Consider the following 18,449-nt stretch of genomic DNA (forward strand, 5'->3'; position numbering starts at 1 on the left):
CTGATGCCCCACCAACTGGACCTTCGGGAGCTAAGACGGACCGTCGAGCGTGAAATCGATGAGTACGTCTATGACGTGCCCAAAGGCGCGTATGGCAATCCGTGGTCTCCCGAAAAAGTGGAACGGGAGCTTCGCACCTTCAGAGAGGCGCTTGTTGATCCTTATTGGATCGAGGTTGTCGACGACGTCAAGACAAGAAGGTCCTGTGCTGTCGTTGCGGACGACAAGAAAAGCTATCTGCTTGTCTTTGAGCCCGAAGATCAGAAATTCATGCTTGTCACGAAGAGTAGGCTGAGCAGCGAATTGACTAGTTTTGGCGTCGATGGCGATGCAGTCGGCTGCTTTCTGTCGCGATAGTCGGGGTATGATCCGTGACGGCATTCGGTAAACTCGTCCGCACCACGGCGTTCCGGCTGACGCTGGTCTACCTGTTTTTGTTTGCGATTTTCGCGGCTTCGCTGCTCGGCTATTTCGCCTGGAACACGCGGCGGCTGATCACCGAAGAGATCACGCAGACGGTGAATGCCGAGACCTCGGAGATCAACGAGATCTACGGCCGTCGCGGCCTGTACGGCCTCGCGCGCACGATCGAGTCCCGCGCGTTGCGGCCGGGCGCCAATCTCTACCTCATAACCTCGCCCACCGGCCAGGCGATCGCCGGTAATGTCGGCTCGCTGGCGCCGGGCGTGATGGCGACCATCGGCTGGTCGGAGACCGCCTATCGGCGGATCGAGGATACGGATGACCGCGACCATCGGGCGCTCGTTCGCGTCATCGAATTGGAAAATGGTTTCCGCCTCCTGATCGGCCGTGATCTCGCCGAGCGGCGGCGCCTGTTCGGCATCGTCGCCAAGGCCGCGCAATGGTCGATCCTGATCGTCGTCGTGCTCGGCCTCGGCGGCGGCGTCTTCGTCGCGCGCAGGGTGTTGACGCGGATCGACGCGATGAGCGGCACCGCGCATCGCATCATGACCGGCGATCTCAGCGAGCGCCTGCCGGTCGGGCGCAGCGGCGACGAACTCGATCGCCTCGCCGAAAACCTCAACGCCATGCTGGAGCGGATCGAGGCGCTGATGGCGGGGCTGAAAGAGGTCTCCGACAACATCGCCCACGATCTCAAGACGCCGCTGACGCGCCTGCGCAACCGCGCCGAGGAGGCGTTGGCGAAATCCGGTTGCGAGGCCGACTATCGCGCCGCGCTGGAGCGGACCATCGAGGAATCCGACGGGCTGATCCGCACCTTCAACGCGCTTCTGATGATCGCACGCGCGGAATCCGGTCAGGCGCGCGGCAACATGGATGATTTCGATGCCGCCGATGTCGCGGCCGGCATTCACGAGCTCTACGAGCCGCTCGCCGAAGACGACGGCATGACCTTGAAGGTCAAGACGGAAGCAGCGCCCATTCACGGCAATCGCGAATTGATCAGCCAGGCGCTCGCCAATCTGGTCGAGAATGCGATCAAATACGGCAAGCCGGCCACGCAGTCGGCGGGGTCAGTGGTCAGCATGGACGCGCGTCAGATCACGATCGAGGCCAGGCGCGAAGGTGATCAGGTGCTGCTCAGCGTCACCGATCGCGGCCCGGGAATTCCGGAAGGCGATCGCAAACACGCCATCGAGCGCTTCGTGCGGCTGGAAGCGAGCCGCACCATGCCGGGCTCCGGCCTCGGCCTCAGCCTCGCCGCGGCCGTTGCCACATTGCATGGCGGCGAATTGCGCCTGGGCGATGCCCATCCCGGCCTCGTCGCCACGCTGGTGCTGCCGGCGCGCGCCGGTGCCGGCGACAGGGTTGCCCCGCCAATGCCGGATGTGCCACAGAAGGTGGCATGAACCACTCCGCGCCGGGAAACGCGGACAAGACTGGCGAGAGCCTTGCCGCACGCTTCGCGGAGGCTCCCCATATTGCCGTTTCCACATCAGACGAACGACGTTTCGACAGCTGGCTGGCCGAGCTCGAGCCGGCCCAATTGGCTCGTCTGGAAGCGCTGCTGGCTCAACCCTTCGCGCGCGACATCCTGGCCGGCATCGCGCAATTCTCGCCTTATTTGTTCGATCTGGTGCGCGCCGATCCGCTGCGCCTGATTCGGTTGCTCGAATGCGAGCCGGATGCGCATCTCGCCGCGCTGATCGCGGAGGCGAGGGGCGCGGTACTTGCCGCGCCTGATGAAGCCGAGGTGATGCGGCTGCTTCGCCGTATGAAGGCTGAGGCGGCGCTGCTGATCGCGCTGTGCGACATCGGCGGGGTCTGGCCGGTGATGCGGGTGACGGCGGCGTTGACCGATCTCGCGGTCTCCTCGGTGCAGGCGGCGCTGCAGTACCTGCTGCGTCAGGAAGCCGCACGCGGCAAGATCCTGCCTGAAGATCCCGAGGCGCCCGAGGTCGGTTGCGGCCTGATCGTGCTCGCCATGGGCAAGATGGGGGCCGGCGAGCTCAACTACTCCAGCGACATCGATCTCATCGTGTTCTTCGACCCCGATGCCGCGACGCTTGTGCCCGATATCGAGCCGCAGCCGTTCTTCGTGCGGGTCACGCAAGGCCTGGCGCGCATTCTCCAGCAGCGCACCTATGACGGTTACGTGTTCCGCGTCGATCTGCGGCTGCGGCCCGATCCATCCTCGACGCAAGTCGCGATCTCGCGCGATGCAGCGCTGAACTATTACGAGCGGGAAGGGCGCACCTGGGAGCGCGCCGCCATGATCAAGGCGCGGGCGTGCGCCGGCGACGCGAGAGCGGGCGAGGCGCTGCTGGCCGAAATCGCGCCCTTCGTCTGGCGCAAGCATCTCGACTTCGCCGCGCTTGCCGACGTGCACGACATGAAGCGGCAGATGCAGACCTATCGCGGCCAGAGCGAGATTGCGGTCGAGGGGCACAACGTCAAGGTCGGCCGCGGCGGCATCCGCGAGATCGAGTTCTTCGCCCAGACCCAGCAGCTGATCGCCGGCGGCCGCCATCCGGAATTGCGGGTGCGGCCGACGCTGGCCGCGCTCAATGTCCTCGCCGCGCGCAACTGGATCACCTCCGCCGCCCGCGACGAGCTGACCAAGGCCTATGAATTCCTGCGCCGGATCGAGCATCGTCTCCAGATGATCGCCGACGAGCAGACTCATGCGCTGCCTGATGACAAGGAGGCGGTCGAACGATTCGCCTGGTTCTTCGGCTATGGCAGCCGCGAGGCCTTTGCGCGCGACCTGATGCACCAGCTCGAGATCGTCCAGGGGCACTACGAAAAACTGTTCGAGGGCGATGATCCGGCCGGCACGGCAAGCCTGCCGGCGATCGATTATCGGGTCGGCCCTGACGATCCGCGCCTGCTCCAGCATTTGACGACGCTTGGTTTCAAGAAGCCTGCCGCGGTGGCGCAGACCGTCTGCGACTGGCTCACCGCGGATTATCGCGTGTTCCGCAACAAGCAGACGCGCAACGCTTTCGTCGAGTTCGTGCCGGCCTTGATCGACGGCCTGGCGCATGCGGAGGAGCCGGACCGCGCAGTGACGGCATTCGATCATTTCCTCCGGGCGCTCCAGCGCGGCGGCCGGCTGATCACGCTGCTCGGCCAGAACCGCGATCTCGTCGCGCTCGTGGCGCTGGTGCTTGGCGCCGCGCCCCGGCTTGGCGAGATGCTGGCGCGGCAACCGCAATTGATGGACGGCCTGATCGATCCGCGCTTCTTCGGCGCGATGCCGGATCGGCGGGAACTGTCGGCACGGCTTGCGGCCACGGTGCAGGATGCGGGCTCCTATGAGGAGTTTCTGGACCGGCTGCGCCTGTTCGGACAGGAGAGCCTGTTCCTGATCGGCACCCGCATCCTGTCCGGCACCGTTTCGGCGCAGCAGGCCAGTACGGCTTTTGCCGACGTCGCCGAGGGCATCGTTCACACCGTCCACGGTCTCGTCGCCGATCGCTTTGCCGCGCAACACGGCCGGATCAGGGGGCAGGAGACCGCGATCATCGCCATGGGACGGCTCGGCAGCCGCGAGATGACCGCGTCCTCGGATCTCGATCTGATCCTGCTCTACGATTTCGACAGCGACCATCCGGACTCGGACGGCGAGAAATCACTTCAGGGCGCGCATTATTTCGCCCGCCTCACCCAGCGCCTGATCAGCGCCTTCACGACCCGCACCAATTACGGCGTGCTCTACGAGATCGACATGCGGCTGCGGCCCTCGGGACGCGCGGGTCCCGTGGCGTCGAGCCTTGTCTCCTTTGCGGACTACCAGGCCAATGAGGCCTGGACCTGGGAGCACATGGCGTTGACGCGCGCGCGCGTGGTGTCGGCGTCGCCCGAATTCACCGCGCGCATCGAGCAGATTATCCGCGAGGTCCTGACCCGCCGCCGCGACCGGGCCATCATCGCCAACGACGTCGCCGACATGCGCCGCGCGATCGCGCAGGAGAAGGGCGAGACCGACTATTGGGACCTGAAATACGCCTCGGGTGGCATGGTCGACATCGATTTTATCGCGCAATACCTGCAACTTGTGCACGCCCACGACAAGCCCGAGATTCTCGATGTCAGCACGTTGCAGGTGCTGGATAATGCATGCAGGCTCGGTGTGATCGGGCAACCTGAAACCGAAATCCTGCGCGCCGCCGCGCGGCTCTATCATGATCTGACGCAGATCCTGCGGCTCTGCGTCAGCGACCGCTTCAAGCCGGAAACCGCGGGCACCGATCTGCAGCGGGTGATGGCGCGCGCCGGCGACGCGCCGGATTTCTCCTCGCTGGAGGCACGCGTGAAGGAGACGCAAAGCGAGGTGCGGCGCGTGTTCAGCGCGCTTCTGGAAGGGAAGTCGCCAGCTTGAGCGAAATGAGGGCTTCGAGCACGTTCGGCTCCAGCCCTGCGCCGCCCGCGTCGAGATGCGCGAAGATGGCGCGCTTCATCCGGGGATCCCAGAACTTCTTGATGTGGTCGGCGATCCCGGGCACGGCCCTGTCGTGGCCCTGACTGCGGAAGAAAGTGCCGATCTGATTGGCCATGTAGACGAGGCGGTCAGGCGACGACATCGATGATCTCCGGAGCACAATCAGCGGCAACGCGACCCTGATGCGTGAACACTTCAAACCCGTCGTTGCGGGCAATTGCAGTCAGCGTGATGCCGGCAGCCTCCGCGGTACGTACTGCAAGCGCGGTCGGCGCGGAGACCGCGACCATCACGGGCGCACCAATTGCAGCCGTCTTCTGCACCATCTCGACGGAGACGCGGCTCGTCAGCAGCACCATGCCGTTGCATGCGCTTGTCCGGCTGCGCGCAAGCGAGCCCGCGAGCTTGTCGAGCGCGTTGTGGCGGNNNNGCCGACGTCCTCGCGCAAGGCGACGATGCCGTGCGACGGTGACCAGAAGGCGGCGGCGTGCACTGCGCGGGTCTGCATGTTGATCGATTGCAGGGGAGCGATCGCCTGCATCGCCGTCATGATCTGGCGCGGCGTGAAGATCTGACCCTGCGGCACGATCGCCGGCGGCCGTATGGCCTCGGCGATGGACTCGATGCCGCAGATGCCGCAGCCGGTGGGACCTGCGATATGGCGGCGGCGCTCGCTGATGCACGCGGCGTCCTCCGACTCCAACCACATGCGCAGCTCGATGCCGTCGTCGAGCCTGACAACATCGAGCGATTTGATGTCGTCGACGGACCTGATGATGCCTTCGTCCAGGCTGAAACCGACGGCGAAATCTTCCAGGTTCTGCGGCGTCCCCATCATGACGGCATAGGTGCCGCCATTATAGGTCAGCGCCAGCGGAGTCTCCTCTGGGATCAGCCGCGTTCCTGCCGACGCGACAGCGTCGCGCCAGATCTCGCGGTCGATGGCCCGGACCGGTACGTGCATGCGGTTACTCCGCGGCCTCGGCCGGCGCGATGCGGCGGGAGTGCCGCGCCTGCGCGTCGTAGCTCTTCTGCCAGTCGGACGGCCCGTTCGAGGGCGAGATCTGCACCGCCGTGACCTTGTATTCCGGACAATTGGTTGCCCAGTCCGAATAGTCTGTGGTGATCACGTTGGCCTGCGTGTCCGGATGATGGAAGGTGGTGTAGACGACACCCGGCGACACGCGGTCGGTGATTTCGGCGCGCAGCGTGGTCTCGCCGGCCCGGCTCGCCAGCCGCACCCAGTCGCCGTCGCGCACGCCGCGCTGCTCGGCGTCGTGGGGATGGATCTCCAGCCGGTCCTCGGCATGCCAGACCACGTTCTCGGTGCGCCGTGTCTGCGCGCCGACATTGTACTGGCTGAGGATACGGCCGGTGGTGAGCAGCAGCGGGAAGCGGGGGCCGGTGCGCTCGTCGGTCGCGACATATTCGGTGACGATGAACTTGCCCTTGCCGCGGACGAAGCCGTCGATATGCATCACCGGCGTGCCCTCGGGCGCCTTCTCGTTGCAGGGCCACTGCACCGAGCCGAGCTCGTCGAGCTTGGCATAGGAGACGCCGGTGAAAGTCGGCGTCAGCGCCGCGATTTCGTCCATGATCTCCGAGGGGTGGCTGTAGTTCATCGGAAAGCCCATCGCCTTGGCGAGGCCGATGGTGACCTCCCAGTCGGCCATGCCGTTCTTCGGCGACATCACCTTGCGGACGCGCTGGATGCGGCGCTCGGCATTGGTGAAGGTGCCGTCCTTCTCGAGGAAGCTCGAGCCGGGCAGGAAGACATGGGCGTAGTTCGCGGTCTCGTTCAGGAAGAGGTCGTGAACGATGACGCATTCCATCGCCGACAGCGCCGCCACCACATGCTTGGTATTGGGATCGGACTGGAGAATGTCCTCGCCCTGCACGTAGAGGCCCATGAACGTGCCCTCGATCGCGGCATCGAACATGTTGGGAATGCGCAGGCCCGGCTCCGGGTTGAGCTTGACGTTCCACAGCGCCTCGAACTGATCGCGCACGGCATCACCCGAGATGTGGCGATAGCCGGGCAACTCGTGCGGGAACGAGCCCATGTCGCAGGAGCCTTGAACGTTGTTCTGGCCGCGCAGCGGATTCACACCGACGCCGGGACGGCCGATATTGCCTGTTGCCATCGCGAGATTGGCGATCGCGATCACGGTGGTCGAGCCCTGGCTGTGCTCGGTGACGCCGAGGCCGTAATAGATCGCGCCATTGCCGCCGGTGGCGTAGAGGCGGGCGGCTTCGCGCAGCACCTTCGGATCGACCCCGGTGAGGATCGCGGTGGCTTCCGGGCTGTGCTTTGCTTGCGCGACGAAGGCGGCCCATTCCTCGAATTCGCTCCAGTCGCAGCGCTCGCGCACGAAGGCTTCGTTGACGAGGCCCTCGGTGACGATGACATGCGCCAGCGCCGTGACGACCGCGACGTTGGTGCCGGGCATCAACGGCAGGTGCAGCGCCTTCACATGCGGTGATTCCACCATCTCGGTGCGGCGCGGATCGATCACGATCAGCTTCGCGCCCTGGCGCAGCCGCTTCTTCAGGCGCGAGGCGAACACCGGGTGAGCCGAGGCGGGGTTGGCCCCGATGATGACGGCGACGTCGGTGTCCTCGACCGAGTCGAAGTCCTGCGTGCCGGCCGAGGTGCCGAAAGTCTGCGACAGGCCATAGCCGGTTGGCGAATGGCAGACGCGGGCGCAGGTGTCGACATTGTTGTTGCCGAAGCCGGCGCGGATCAGCTTCTGCACCAGATAGGTCTCTTCATTGGTGCAGCGGGACGAGGTGATGCCGCCGATGGCATCGCGGCCGTATTTCTTCTGGATGCCGCGCATCCTGGCGGCGGCAAAGGAGAACGCCTCGTCCCAGGACACTTCCTTCCACGGGTCCTCGATCCGCTCGCGGATCATGGGTTTAAGAATGCGCTCCTTGTGGTTGGTGTAGCCCCAGGCGAAGCGGCCCTTGACGCAGGAATGGCCACGATTGGCCTTGCCGTCCTTGTAGGGCACCATGCGCACCACTTCCTCGCCGCGCATTTCCGCCTTGAAGGCGCAGCCGACACCGCAATAGGCACAGGTGGTGACGACGGAGTGCTCGGGCTGTCCGATCTCGATCACGGATTTTTCCGTCAACGTCGCGGTCGGGCAGGCCTGCACGCAGGCACCGCAGGAGACACATTCGGAGCCGAGGAAGCTCTCGCTCATGCCCGGCGAGACTCGGCTGTCGAAGCCGCGGCCGGAGATGGTCAGCGCGAAGGTGCCTTGCACCTCCTCGCAGGCGCGGACGCAGCGCGAGCAGACGATGCACTTGGAGGGATCGTAGGTGAAATAGGGGTTGGACTCGTCCTTCGGCATCCAGGCGGCGTTGACCTCGCCGTTGGATTTCGCGAAGACGTGATTCTCGCCCTCATAGCCGTAGCGGACTTCGCGCAGGCCCACGGCGCCGGCCATGTCCTGCAATTCGCAATCGCCATTGGCGCCGCAGGTGAGACAGTCGAGCGGGTGGTCGGAGATGTAGAGCTCCATCACGCCCTTGCGCAGCTGCTTCAGCCGCTCGCTCTGGGTGTGGACCACCAGGCCGTTCATCACGGGCGTGGTGCAGGAGGCCGGCGTGCCGGCGCGGCCCTCGATCTCGACGACGCAGAGGCGGCAGGAGCCGAAGGCATCGACCATGTCGGTCGCGCACAGTTTTGGGATCTGGTGGCCGGCGTCCATCGCGGCGCGCATGATCGAGGTGCCCTCGGGCACCGTGACCTCTTTGCCGTCGATGGTCAGTGTGACCATCGTTGATGATTTGGAGCGCGGCGTGCCAAAGTCGATTTCTTCGATCAGCGACATTGTCGTTCTCCTATTCCGCGGCCTGAAGCGTGGTCGGGGCCGGGACAAAATCTTCCCGGAAGTGCTTCAATGCGCTGAGCACGGGGTAGGGCGTGAAGCCGCCGAGCGCGCACAGCGAGCCGAATTTCATGGTGTTGCAGAGGTCTTCGACCAGCGCGAGATTTTCGGAGACGCGTTCGCCGCGGATGATCTTCTCGATGGTCTCGACGCCGCGGGTCGAGCCGATGCGGCAGGGCGTGCACTTGCCGCAGGATTCGATGGCGCAGAACTCCATGGCGAAGCGCGCCTGCTTGCGCATGTCGACGCTGTCGTCGAACACGACGATGCCGCCATGGCCGATCAGGCCGTCACGCGCGGCGAAGGCCTCGTAGTCGAACGGCGTGTCGAACAGGGCGCGGGGGAAGTAGGCGCCGAGCGGGCCGCCGACCTGCACCGCGCGCACCGGGCGTCCCGTGAACGTGCCGCCGCCGATGTCGTCGACGAGCTCGCCCAGCGTCACGCCGAACGCGGTTTCGAACAGCCCGCCATGGCGGATATTGCCGGCGAGCTGGATCGGCATGGTGCCGCGCGAACGGCCCATGCCGAAATCGGCATAGGCCTTGGCGCCCTCGGCGAGGATGAAGGGGATGGCGGCAAACGACAGCACGTTGTTGATGACGGTCGGCTTGCCGAACAGGCCATGATGCGCCGGCAGCGGCGGTTTTGCGCGCACCAGGCCGCGGCGCCCTTCGAGGCTTTCCAGCAGCGAGGTCTCCTCGCCGCAGACATAGGCGCCGGCGCCGACGCGCACGTCCATGTCGAAGCTATGGGTCGAGCCGCCGATCCTGTCGCCGAGATAGCCGCCGCGCCTGGCGGCCTTGATGGCCGCATTCATCGCCTCGACCGCGTGCGGATATTCGCTGCGGATGTAGATATAGCCTTTGGTCGCCCCGACGGTGATGCCGGCGGTGGTCATGCCCTCGATGACCAGGAAGGGATCGCCTTCCATGATCATGCGATCGGCAAAGGTGCCGCTGTCGCCTTCGTCGGCATTGCAGACGATGAACTTACGGTCGGCCTTGGCCTGCGCCACGGTCTTCCACTTGATGCCGGTCGGAAAGCCGGCGCCGCCGCGGCCGCGCAGGCCCGACGTCGTCACTTCGTCGAGGATCGCGTCCGGGCCCAGCGACAGCGCGCGCTCAAGACCCTTGTAGCCGCCATGGGCGCGATAGTCGTCGAGCGAACGCGGATCGATCACGCCGCAGCGGGCGAAGGTGAGGCGGGNGTCTGGCGCTTCAGCCAGGAGATCTCGTCCGTGACGCCGAGCCGCAGCGCGTGCGGTCCGTCGCTCGCCATGGACTCGAGCACGGAGGCGACGTCCTCGGCGCTCACCGGCCCGTAGGCGACGCGGCCCGCAGGCGTCGCCACCTCGACCATCGCCTCCAGCCAGTGCAATCCGCGCGAGCCGGTCCTGATGATCTCGATCGCCAGGCCGCGCTGCTGCGCGATCTGGTCAAGCGCTGTGACGACGTCATCGGCGCCGACGGCGATTGCCGTCGCATCCCGCGGAACAAAAATCCTCATATTCATCGCTGCGCCTCCGCAACCAGCGCATCGAGGCGCTTCTCGTCGAGCCGTCCGACGAGGCGGCCGTCGAGCATCGCCGACGGCGCGGTCGAGCAGAGGCCGAGGCAGTAGATCGGCTCCAGCGTGACGCGGTCATCCGCAGTGGTGTTGCCAAGCGAAACGCCGAGCTTCGCCTCGGCGCGCGCCGCCAGCGCATCGCCGCCGGCGGCCTGGCAGGCCTCGGCGCGGCACAGCTTCAGCACATGGCGGCCGGCCGGCTTGTGGCGGAAATCATGGTAGAAGGTGAAGACGCCATGGACCTCGGCGCGCGACAGGTTCAGCGCCTGCGCCACCATGGGAATCGCGGCCTCCGGCACGTAGCCGAACGCCGCCTGGAGCGCGTGGAGGATGACGAGCATTGCGCCTTCCTGGCTGGCATGTTCGGCGATGATCTCGGCGCCGCGAATCTCGTTCCAAGGTTCGCATGAAGGCTCGTATGAAGGCTCAAAAACCACTGTCATTCTTCGTTCTCAAATTGAGCGTCCCTTCCGCAAACTATTTGGAATCATTCGAAGATCAATAAAGCTGTCTCATGCTGCGATTGCGAATTCGGATCGATCGGAAAGCGCAATCGACCGATACGGTCAGGCAATGAAACTCGTATCGGCTGCCGGTTTTTGCGTGTTGGTGCAGCCCCGGCGTGATAGCTTGCATGCCGCGTTGGAATCCGAAGGGACGGACGATTGATCGACAAGCTTGAACTGCTGCTGGCGCTGGCCAAGGAGCGGCATTTTGGACGGGCGGCAGAGGCCTGCGGCGTGACCCAGCCGACCATGTCGACCGGGCTGAAGCAGCTCGAGGAGATCCTCGGCGTGATGCTGGTCCAGCGCGGCTCCCGTTTCCAGGGTTTCACCCCCGAAGGCGAGCGGGCGCTCGACTGGGCGCGTCGCATCGTCGGCGATGCTCGTGCGATGCGCGACGAGATCAACGGACTGAAGCATCAGCTCTCCGGCGAGATCCGTATTGCGGCGATCCCGACCGTGCTCGGCATGGTCGCGTCATTGACGACGCCGTTCCGTGCGCGGCATCCCGAGGTGCGCTTCAGCATCCGCTCGACGACCTCGTCGGAGGTGCTGGGGCTGCTCGAAAATCTCGAGGTCGATGCGGGGCTGACCTATATCGAGAACGAGCCGATCGGCAAGGTGCGCACCATTCCGCTCTACAATGAGAGCTATCGTCTGCTCACCGCGCCCGATGGGATGTTCGGCGATCGCGAGACGGTGACCTGGAAGGAGGTCGGGCAGGTGCCGCTGTGCCTGCTGACGCCTGACATGCAGAACCGCCGCATCATCGACCGCGCGCTGCGCTCGGTCGGCGCGGAGGCGACGCCGACGCTGACATCGAATTCGCTGCTGGTGCTGTTCACCCACGTCAAGACCGGCCGGTGGGCGAGCGTGATGCCGGCCAAGCTCGCCGAGACGCTCGGCCTGTCCGACAAGGTCCGCACCATCCCGATCGTCGACCCCGAGGTCACCTACAGCATTGGTCTCGTCATCCCGCAGCGCGACCCGATGACGCCGCTGATCGCAGCGCTGGTCAATATCGCCCGCGAAGTCGCGCCGTCGCTGCAGTCGTAAGGGCTATCGGGGTAGCCTTGTAGGGTGGGCAAAGCGAAGCGTGCCCACGCGGTTTAGCCGCGTCGATCCAACACAGCGTGGGCACGGCGCAAGTGCGCCTTTGCCCACCCTACTGGAGCGGTGCTTTTGGGTCGCTTCGATTCAACCAGAGCTGATTGAGCCCTACGCCGCGGCCGAAATCCCTGACGCCACCTTGACGGCGTCGCGCGGCAGCGTCACGCGGACGACGGTGCCGACTTCCAGCCTGGAGCGCAGCTTCATCGAGCCACCGTGGAGCTGCGCCAGCGAACGCGCGATCGCAAGGCCAAGGCCGGAGCCGTGATAGGTCTTGGTGAGCTGGCTCTCGACCTGCTCGAACGGACGTCCGAGCCGCGCCAGCGAGTGCGGCGCGATGCCGATGCCGGTATCGGCGATCATCAGCACGATCCTGTCCTCGAGCTGCCGGCTGCGCACCACGATGCGGCCGCCGTCGGGCGTGAACTTCACGGCGTTGGACAACAGGTTGACGACGATTTGCTTGGTGGCGCGGCGGTCGGCGACGACAGAGATCGATTTCCCGATGTCGGCATCGAGCTTGAGGTGCTTGTCCTGGGCTCGGCCGGCGACGACGCGCAAGGATTCAGCCAACGTCTGCGACAGGTCGAGCTCTTCCATGTCGAGCTTCATGCGGCCGGCCTCGATCTTGGACATGTCGAGGATGTCGTTGATGACCTCGAGCAGATAGTGACCGCTGGTCAGGATGTCGTGGCAGTATTCCTGGTACTTCTCGCTGCCGAGCTCGCCGAACATGCCCGAGCCCATGATCTCGGAGAAGCCGATGATGGCGTTGAGCGGCGTGCGCAGCTCGTGGCTCATATTGGCGAGGAACTTCGACTTGGTCTGGTTGGCTTCCTCGGCCCGGGTCTTCTCGCGCTGGTACTTCTCGGCGAGATCGGCGAGCTCGATGGTCTGGCGCTCCAGCGCGGCCTGCGAGCGCTTGAGGTCGATGACGGTGGCGCGCAGGCGCAGATCGTTGTCGACGAGCTTCTGCTCGTGCTCCTTGATGCGGGTGATGTCGGTGCCGACGGAGACGTAGCCGCCGTCCTTGGTCCGTCGCTCGCTGATATGCAGCCAGCTGCCGTCGTCGAGCTGGGCCTCGAAGGTGCGCGCGCCCGGCCCCTGGGCACCGGTGTCGTTGTGGCGGGTGCGGACCTCGGGCATGCGGCCGACTTCCAGCACGGTCTCGTAGGAGGTGCCGGGGATCACCGCGGTGTCGGGCAGCTTGTGCAGGCGCTGGAAGTGCGAGTTGCAGAGCACCAGGCGGTCGCTGGCGTCCCACAGCACGAAGGCTTCCGGAATGGTCTCGATCGCATCGCGCAGGCGCAGGTCGGCTTCCACGGTCCGCTCGGCGAGGCTCTTCTGCTCGGTGATGTCGACCGCGATGCCGATCAGGTGGATGCCGGCATCACTTGCGCCGCGGGTTCGCTCGCAGCGGACGCGCAGCCAGATCCAGTGGCCCTCGACGTGCTGCATGCGGAAGGTCTGGTCGATGTGGTCGATCTTCCCGGAGATCAGCTGGTCGGCGATCTCGAACAGGTCGATGTCGTCCGACTTCACCAGCGCATTGACCTCGCCGAAAGTGAGCAGCTCGTTGCGGCCGTCGAGGCCCAGCATCGAGAACATCGATTGCGACCAGAAGATCCGGCCGCGCGACAGGTCCCAGTCCCACAGGCCGCAGCGGCCGCGGTTGAGCGCGGTGTCGATGCGGCCGCGCACCGCGTCGTTGATGAGGTCGCCTTCACGGGCGCGGGTCGACTGCCAGTGGAAGGCAAAGCCGAGGATCAGGACGACGAAGCCCGTGGTCGCCGACAGCGTCACCGACAGCGCTGCGTCCGAGCCCCAGATCGGCTCGTTGCGCTCCTGGATCACCGTGACGAGACCCGGCAACGACTTGATCGGCCGCGCGGTCGCCAGCGCCGTGCTGCCGTCAGGCAGCGTCATGTCCGCGACGTTGTTGTCGCGCGGCGGCGCCGCAAGCAGCTGCGCGGTGGTGATCGCATCGAGCAGGCGGTCGTTGCCTGCTGGATCGCTGTCGATCGGAATGCGGGCGAGGATGTGACCGTTGACGCCGGCCGAGGTGACGACGACGTGGCGGCCCGAGACCCTGGCCTTGTTCGGGATCATGTCGGGCAGCAGCGTCGGCAGGTTCTCGATGGCCTTCAGTCGCTCGGCGCGCAACGAGGTCGCGCGGTCGATGCGCTCGGCGAGCAGCTCGGCGAGCATCGAGATGTCGTTCTGGATCACCAGGCGCTTCTGGCGTGTCTGGTCGACGACCTGGACGAACGCGCCGAGGCAGATCGTGATGAGGAAGGCAATGATGAGCGTCGGCACGGCGCGACGCAGCGCCGGCTCCGCGATCAGGAGCCGATGATAGGCAGGTTTCGCGATCGATTGCGCCAATCCCTTGATCGAATCGGATTGGACGCACGCGTTCGCGGCGTCTGCGCGCGCCATGCCTTCGGCCCCCTGAAAACCTGTCTGCAACACCATTCGAAAGCAGCCCCACAACGCTTTCGAATCACAGCGATTTGAATCCAGTTTGCGCAGGCTGTCGAGAGTCAACGAAAGGTTAACGCGAAATAATTCTTATCCAATGCAGAGTTTGCGCGGCTTCTGCTCCGCAAACTCACATGCATCAGGAGTCCGAAACGAGAACGTGTGACTCCTCGCGCTTTCCGCCTCACGCGCGCGGTGGTTCGGCGTGGCTGATGACGCGCTTCACGCTCGGGAACGCGCGGCGCAAGCGGCGCTCGATCGCATCGACTTGCTCATGAACCTTGATCACGCTCATCGACGGCGCGGCGCGGCAATGGAAGTTGACGATCTCGCCGCCTTCGGTGTCGCGGACGCGCACATTATGGATGTCGTGAATCTCGCCGCCGGCGGCATATTCGGTGAGCGCGGCGGCGATGGTCTGTACCCTGTCGGGCGCGGCATCGGCGCCGAACGGCAGTTCCGGCTCCAGCGGCTCGATATGGACGTCGACCTCGACGTCAGCGCCGAACTCTTCCTGGATGCTGCGCTCCAGCCTGTTGGCGACGTCGTGGGCGGCCTCGAGCTGCATGTCGGCGTCGACCTCGAGGTCGATGCTGACGATCAGCTTCGCACCCAGGTCGTGCACCGTGACGTGGTGGATGGCGAGGCCCGAATTGCGCGCGATCACCATGATGCGGTCGCGCACGGTCTCGTTGTCGCGGGCGACGGGGACGGCGGCGAAGGACAGGTCGGCATCGCCGAAGATCTTGCCGACGGCGGCTTCGGCGTTGCGCTTGATGCCTTCGACGCGGTCGATCGGGTAGGTCCTGGGCACCTTGACGATGCTGTCGATGAAAGTGGTCGCCCCGACCATGCGCACGCGCAGCCGCTCGACGTCGATCACGCCGGGCACGCTGCGGATCGCGGCGGTGGCCTTGTCCTGTGCCCCTTCCGGCGCGCGGTCGACCAGCGTCTGCACCGTCGAGCCCGCCATGCGCAGGCCGAGCAGGGCGATCATCACGGCGACCGCGGCGGCGGCCGCGGCGTCGCCCCACCAGAAGCCGAAGGCCGCAAGGATCAGGCCGATGATGACAGCGAATGAGCCCATGACATCGGAGGCAAAATGCAGCGCGTCGGCCGCGAGCGCCTGGCTCCGCGTTTCCCGCGCGGCCTTGTGCAGGGCGCGGGCGCGCCAGAGATTGACGGCGATGTCGAGCACCAGCACCACGAATGGCACGGCCGAGATCGTCGGCGGCGGGGTTCCCTCGCGCAGCCGGCTGTAGGATTCGACCAGGATGCCGCCGGCGAGCACATAGAGCAGGGCGGTCACACCGAGCGCGGAGACGCTCTCGAGCTTGCCGTGGCCGTAATGGTGCTCGTCGTCGGCCGGCTTGTCCGAGACCCGCACCACCGCCCAGGTGATGATGGTCGCGACCAGGTCGATCGAGGAGTGCAGCGCCTCGGAGATCAGCGCCAGCGATCCGATCGCGATCCCGACCGCGAATTTGGCCGCCGCCATGCCGCCGCTGGCCAGGATCGAGATGGCCGCGACCGATGTCTTGTCGTGTTGTCCGCTCATGGCGGGGATTTAGCAGGGCGTTCGCGAACATCAAGCGACGATCCACAGAACTAGTCGCGAGTGAGTTGCAGGAGCGGATGCGCCCTCAAGTCCTGTCATTCCGGGGCGCCGCAGGCGAACCCGGAATCTCGAGATTCCGGGTTCGATGCTTTGCATCGCCCCGGAATGACGGCCGCGGCCGGAGCTACGGCACCGTCACCACGATCTTCCCCAGGTGCTTGTTCGCCTCCATGTGCGCGAACGCTTTGTCGATGTCGGAGAACGCATAGACGCGGTCGATCGGCAGCTGAAGCTTTCGCGATTCCACCGCGCCCCAGATGTCCTTGCGGACCTCCTCAAAGATCGCGCGGACCTCCTCGATGCTGCGGGTGCGGAAGGTCACGCCGATATAGGAGATGCGGCGGGCGGCATGGAGGTCGAAGTTGAAGTCGGCATGGGTGCCGCCGAGCCGGCCGACATTGACGATGCGGCCCAGGATCTTGGTTGCCGCGAGGTTCTGGTTGGCGACCTTGCCGGAGACCTGGTCGACGATGAGGTCGACGCCTTCGCCGCCAGTCGCCTTCAGCACCTCGTCGACCCATTTGGGATCGGAGGAATCGACCGCGAGGTCGGCGCCGTAGTCCTTCAGTCGTCCGCGGCGATAGGCATCGGTCGAGGATCCGATCACCAGCTTTGCGCCCTTGAGCTTTGCGATTTGCATGGCCATCAAGCCGACGCCCGAGCTTGCGCCCTGGATCAGCACGGCCTGCCCCGGCTGCACGCCACCGACGGTGACGACGGCGTTGTGCATCGTGGCGAGCGCGACGGGCAGGGTGGCGGCCTCCTCGAAATTCATGTTCGAGGGCGCGCGGAACAGCCGGCCATGGTCGGCAAGCGTATACTCCGCGAACGCGGCACCGCCCGAGCCCATGATGCGATCCCCGACTTTGACGCCCTTCGCATCGGGTCCGAGCTCGGCCACTTCGCCGGCCCATTCCATGCCGAGCACGGTGCCGACGCCGCCGGCCGCGCCATGGGCATGGCCCTTGCGCATACCGGTGTCGGCGCGATTGAGACCGCAGGCGCGGACGCGTACCAGCACCTGCGTGCCTTTAGGCTTTGGTTGAGCGACGTCGGAAATCCGAGCGCCTTCAGCGCCGTAGACGTAAGCCTTCATGAATTACTCTCGCTTCTTGCAGTGACTATTCCGCGGCTTGCGCGTTTGGTTGAACGATCATGCCTTCGAGCCGGCCGCGGATGATCGCCTCCGCCTCCCGCACGATGCGGGAGATCAGCTCGCCGCAACTCGGGATGTCCTGGATCAGGCCCTGCACCTGGCCGGCCGACCAGATGCCTTCGTCCGAATTGCCTGTGGCATAGACCATCTTGCCGCGGGCGCCCGCAACCAGCTCGCGGATGTCCTCGAACCTGGCGCCTTCCTTCTCCATCGCGACGACCTTGGTCGAGATCTCGTTCTTGGCGACGCGCGAGGTGTTGCGCATGGTGCGGAAGATCAGCTCGGTCTCGCGCTCGTCATTGGCGACGATCTTCTCCTTGATGAGCTGATGGATCGGGCTCTCCTTGGTCGCCATGAAGCGGGTGCCCATGTTGATGCCCTCGGCCCCGAGCGCCAGCGCCGCGACCAGGCCGCGGGCATCGGCAAAGCCGCCGGAGGCGATCATGGGGATCTTGACCTTGTTGGCGGCGGCCGGGATCAGGATCAGGCCGGGGGTATCGTCCTCGCCGGGATGGCCGGCGCATTCGAACCCGTCGATCGAGATGGCGTCGACGCCCATCCGCTCGGCCGAGAGCGCATGGCGGACGCTGGTGCATTTGTGCACGACCTTGACGCCGTGCCTTTTGAACTCGTCGACATGCTCCTGCGGCTTGTTGCCGGCGGTCTCGACCACCTTGATGCCGGCCTCGATGATGGCGGCGCGGTATTCGGCATAAGGCGGCGGCTTGATCGCCGGCAGGATGGTGAGGTTGACGCCGAACGGCTTGTCGGTGAGGTCGCGGCAGCGCGCGATCTCGCGGGTCAGGTCCTCCGGCGTCGGCTGGGTCAGCGCGGTGATGAAGCCGAGCGCACCGGCATTGGCGACCGCCGCGACCAGCTCGGCGCGCCCGACCCACTGCATGCCGCCCTGGACGATCGGGTGCTCGACACCGACAAGCTTTGTGAACCGTGTTTGCAGCATGACGTTTCCCACGCCTGTGTGACAGGCTCTGTTCTCGATTGATGGCGGGAGGATGCCGCCGGGGGTGGGAAATGTCTATTGGGGGGGCTTGCGGTGAGGGCGGGGCCTCATGCGGACGATGGGGGTGATTCCGTGAGGCGGATAATCGAGATCTCGATCCGTCATCCCCGCGCAACCGCGAAGCGGTTGTCGCAGGAGGTGCGAAGCATGGAACGCAACGCGTCCCATGGGAGCCTCGAAGGATGAACGGCCGTGCGGCGAGAGCCGGGCCGTCGCCCTTCGAGGCTC

14 protein-coding genes and 2 pseudogenes are annotated in these 18,449 nt (G+C 65.6%); 5 read left to right on the forward strand and 11 right to left on the reverse strand.

Translation table 11 applies throughout. The features are described from left to right. Positions 1–3 precede the first annotated feature (3 nt). Genes AOQ71_RS26875 through AOQ71_RS26885 form a run of 3 tightly spaced genes read left to right on the forward strand, consistent with a single transcriptional unit; the run spans position 4 to position 4,807 of the window. Positions 4–357: a hypothetical protein gene (locus AOQ71_RS26875; RefSeq protein WP_057753081.1), complete on the forward strand. Its 354-nt coding sequence runs from the start codon at positions 4–6 to the stop codon at positions 355–357. A 14-nt stretch (positions 358–371) separates the two neighbouring features. Continuing rightward, entirely contained in the window at positions 372–1,832 is a 1,461-nt protein-coding gene (locus tag AOQ71_RS26880) for a sensor histidine kinase (protein WP_057753082.1), read from the forward strand. Next, positions 1,829–4,807: a bifunctional [glutamine synthetase] adenylyltransferase/[glutamine synthetase]-adenylyl-L-tyrosine phosphorylase gene (locus tag AOQ71_RS26885; protein ID WP_057753083.1), complete on the forward strand. Its 2,979-nt coding sequence runs from the start codon at positions 1,829–1,831 to the stop codon at positions 4,805–4,807. The genes AOQ71_RS26880 and AOQ71_RS26885 overlap by 4 nt, the downstream gene beginning before the upstream one ends. On the opposite strand, the gene AOQ71_RS26890 is transcribed toward AOQ71_RS26885, so the two are convergent. The 7 genes and pseudogenes from AOQ71_RS26890 to AOQ71_RS26910 form a co-directional block, all read right to left on the reverse strand. Then, complete coding sequence (locus tag AOQ71_RS26890) at positions 4,773–5,009, reverse strand: formate dehydrogenase subunit delta (protein WP_057753084.1); 237 nt, start codon at positions 5,007–5,009, stop codon at positions 4,773–4,775. The two genes, AOQ71_RS26885 and AOQ71_RS26890, sit on opposite strands and share 35 nt — an antisense overlap. Continuing rightward, positions 4,996–5,293: formate dehydrogenase accessory sulfurtransferase FdhD (locus AOQ71_RS48580; protein ID WP_245317165.1), on the reverse strand; the 298-nt coding region annotated here is incomplete at its 5' end. The genes AOQ71_RS26890 and AOQ71_RS48580, both read right to left, overlap by 14 nt. A 4-nt stretch (positions 5,294–5,297) precedes the next feature. Then, a pseudogene (locus AOQ71_RS48585) lies at positions 5,298–5,831 on the reverse strand (formate dehydrogenase accessory sulfurtransferase FdhD); the annotation flags it as partial. Positions 5,832–5,835: 4 nt separating this feature from the next. Further along, complete coding sequence (gene fdhF, locus AOQ71_RS26900) at positions 5,836–8,709, reverse strand: formate dehydrogenase subunit alpha (RefSeq protein WP_057753085.1); 2,874 nt, start codon at positions 8,707–8,709, stop codon at positions 5,836–5,838. 10 nt (positions 8,710–8,719) lie between these two features. Further along, positions 8,720–9,972: complex I 51 kDa subunit family protein (locus AOQ71_RS26905; protein WP_245317167.1), on the reverse strand; the 1,253-nt coding region annotated here is incomplete at its 5' end. A 1-nt stretch (position 9,973) separates the two neighbouring features. Then, positions 9,974–10,278 (reverse strand): annotated as a pseudogene (locus AOQ71_RS48590) (formate dehydrogenase); the annotation flags it as partial. Beyond that, complete coding sequence (locus AOQ71_RS26910; protein WP_057753086.1) at positions 10,275–10,775, reverse strand: formate dehydrogenase subunit gamma; 501 nt, start codon at positions 10,773–10,775, stop codon at positions 10,275–10,277. The pseudogene AOQ71_RS48590 and the gene AOQ71_RS26910, both read right to left, overlap by 4 nt. Here AOQ71_RS26910 and AOQ71_RS46035 point away from each other — a divergent pair. Then, complete coding sequence (locus AOQ71_RS46035; protein WP_162268408.1) at positions 10,663–11,001, forward strand: hypothetical protein; 339 nt, start codon at positions 10,663–10,665, stop codon at positions 10,999–11,001. The two genes, AOQ71_RS26910 and AOQ71_RS46035, sit on opposite strands and share 113 nt — an antisense overlap. After that, positions 10,998–11,891, forward strand: a complete 894-nt coding sequence (locus AOQ71_RS26915; RefSeq protein WP_057753087.1) for a LysR family transcriptional regulator — start codon at positions 10,998–11,000, stop codon at positions 11,889–11,891. The genes AOQ71_RS46035 and AOQ71_RS26915 overlap by 4 nt, the downstream gene beginning before the upstream one ends. A 162-nt stretch (positions 11,892–12,053) precedes the next feature. Here the strand turns inward: AOQ71_RS26915 and AOQ71_RS26920 are convergent, their stop codons facing one another. From AOQ71_RS26920 to AOQ71_RS26935, 4 genes are all read right to left on the reverse strand, one after another. Then, on the reverse strand, positions 12,054–14,384 hold the full coding sequence (locus tag AOQ71_RS26920) for a PAS domain-containing sensor histidine kinase (RefSeq protein WP_057753114.1): 2,331 nt from the start codon (positions 14,382–14,384) through the stop codon (positions 12,054–12,056). Between the two features lie 226 nt (positions 14,385–14,610). Further along, positions 14,611–15,984, reverse strand: a complete 1,374-nt coding sequence (locus AOQ71_RS26925) for a cation-efflux pump (protein ID WP_057753088.1) — start codon at positions 15,982–15,984, stop codon at positions 14,611–14,613. A gap of 184 nt (positions 15,985–16,168) precedes the next feature. After that, complete coding sequence (locus AOQ71_RS26930; protein ID WP_057753089.1) at positions 16,169–17,140, reverse strand: zinc-binding dehydrogenase; 972 nt, start codon at positions 17,138–17,140, stop codon at positions 16,169–16,171. Positions 17,141–17,165: 25 nt separating this feature from the next. Next, positions 17,166–18,161, reverse strand: a complete 996-nt coding sequence (locus AOQ71_RS26935; RefSeq protein ID WP_057753090.1) for an NAD(P)H-dependent flavin oxidoreductase — start codon at positions 18,159–18,161, stop codon at positions 17,166–17,168. Positions 18,162–18,449 lie beyond the last annotated feature (288 nt).

The organism is Bradyrhizobium manausense (assembly GCF_001440035.1).
Lineage (GTDB): Bacteria > Pseudomonadota > Alphaproteobacteria > Rhizobiales > Xanthobacteraceae > Bradyrhizobium > Bradyrhizobium manausense.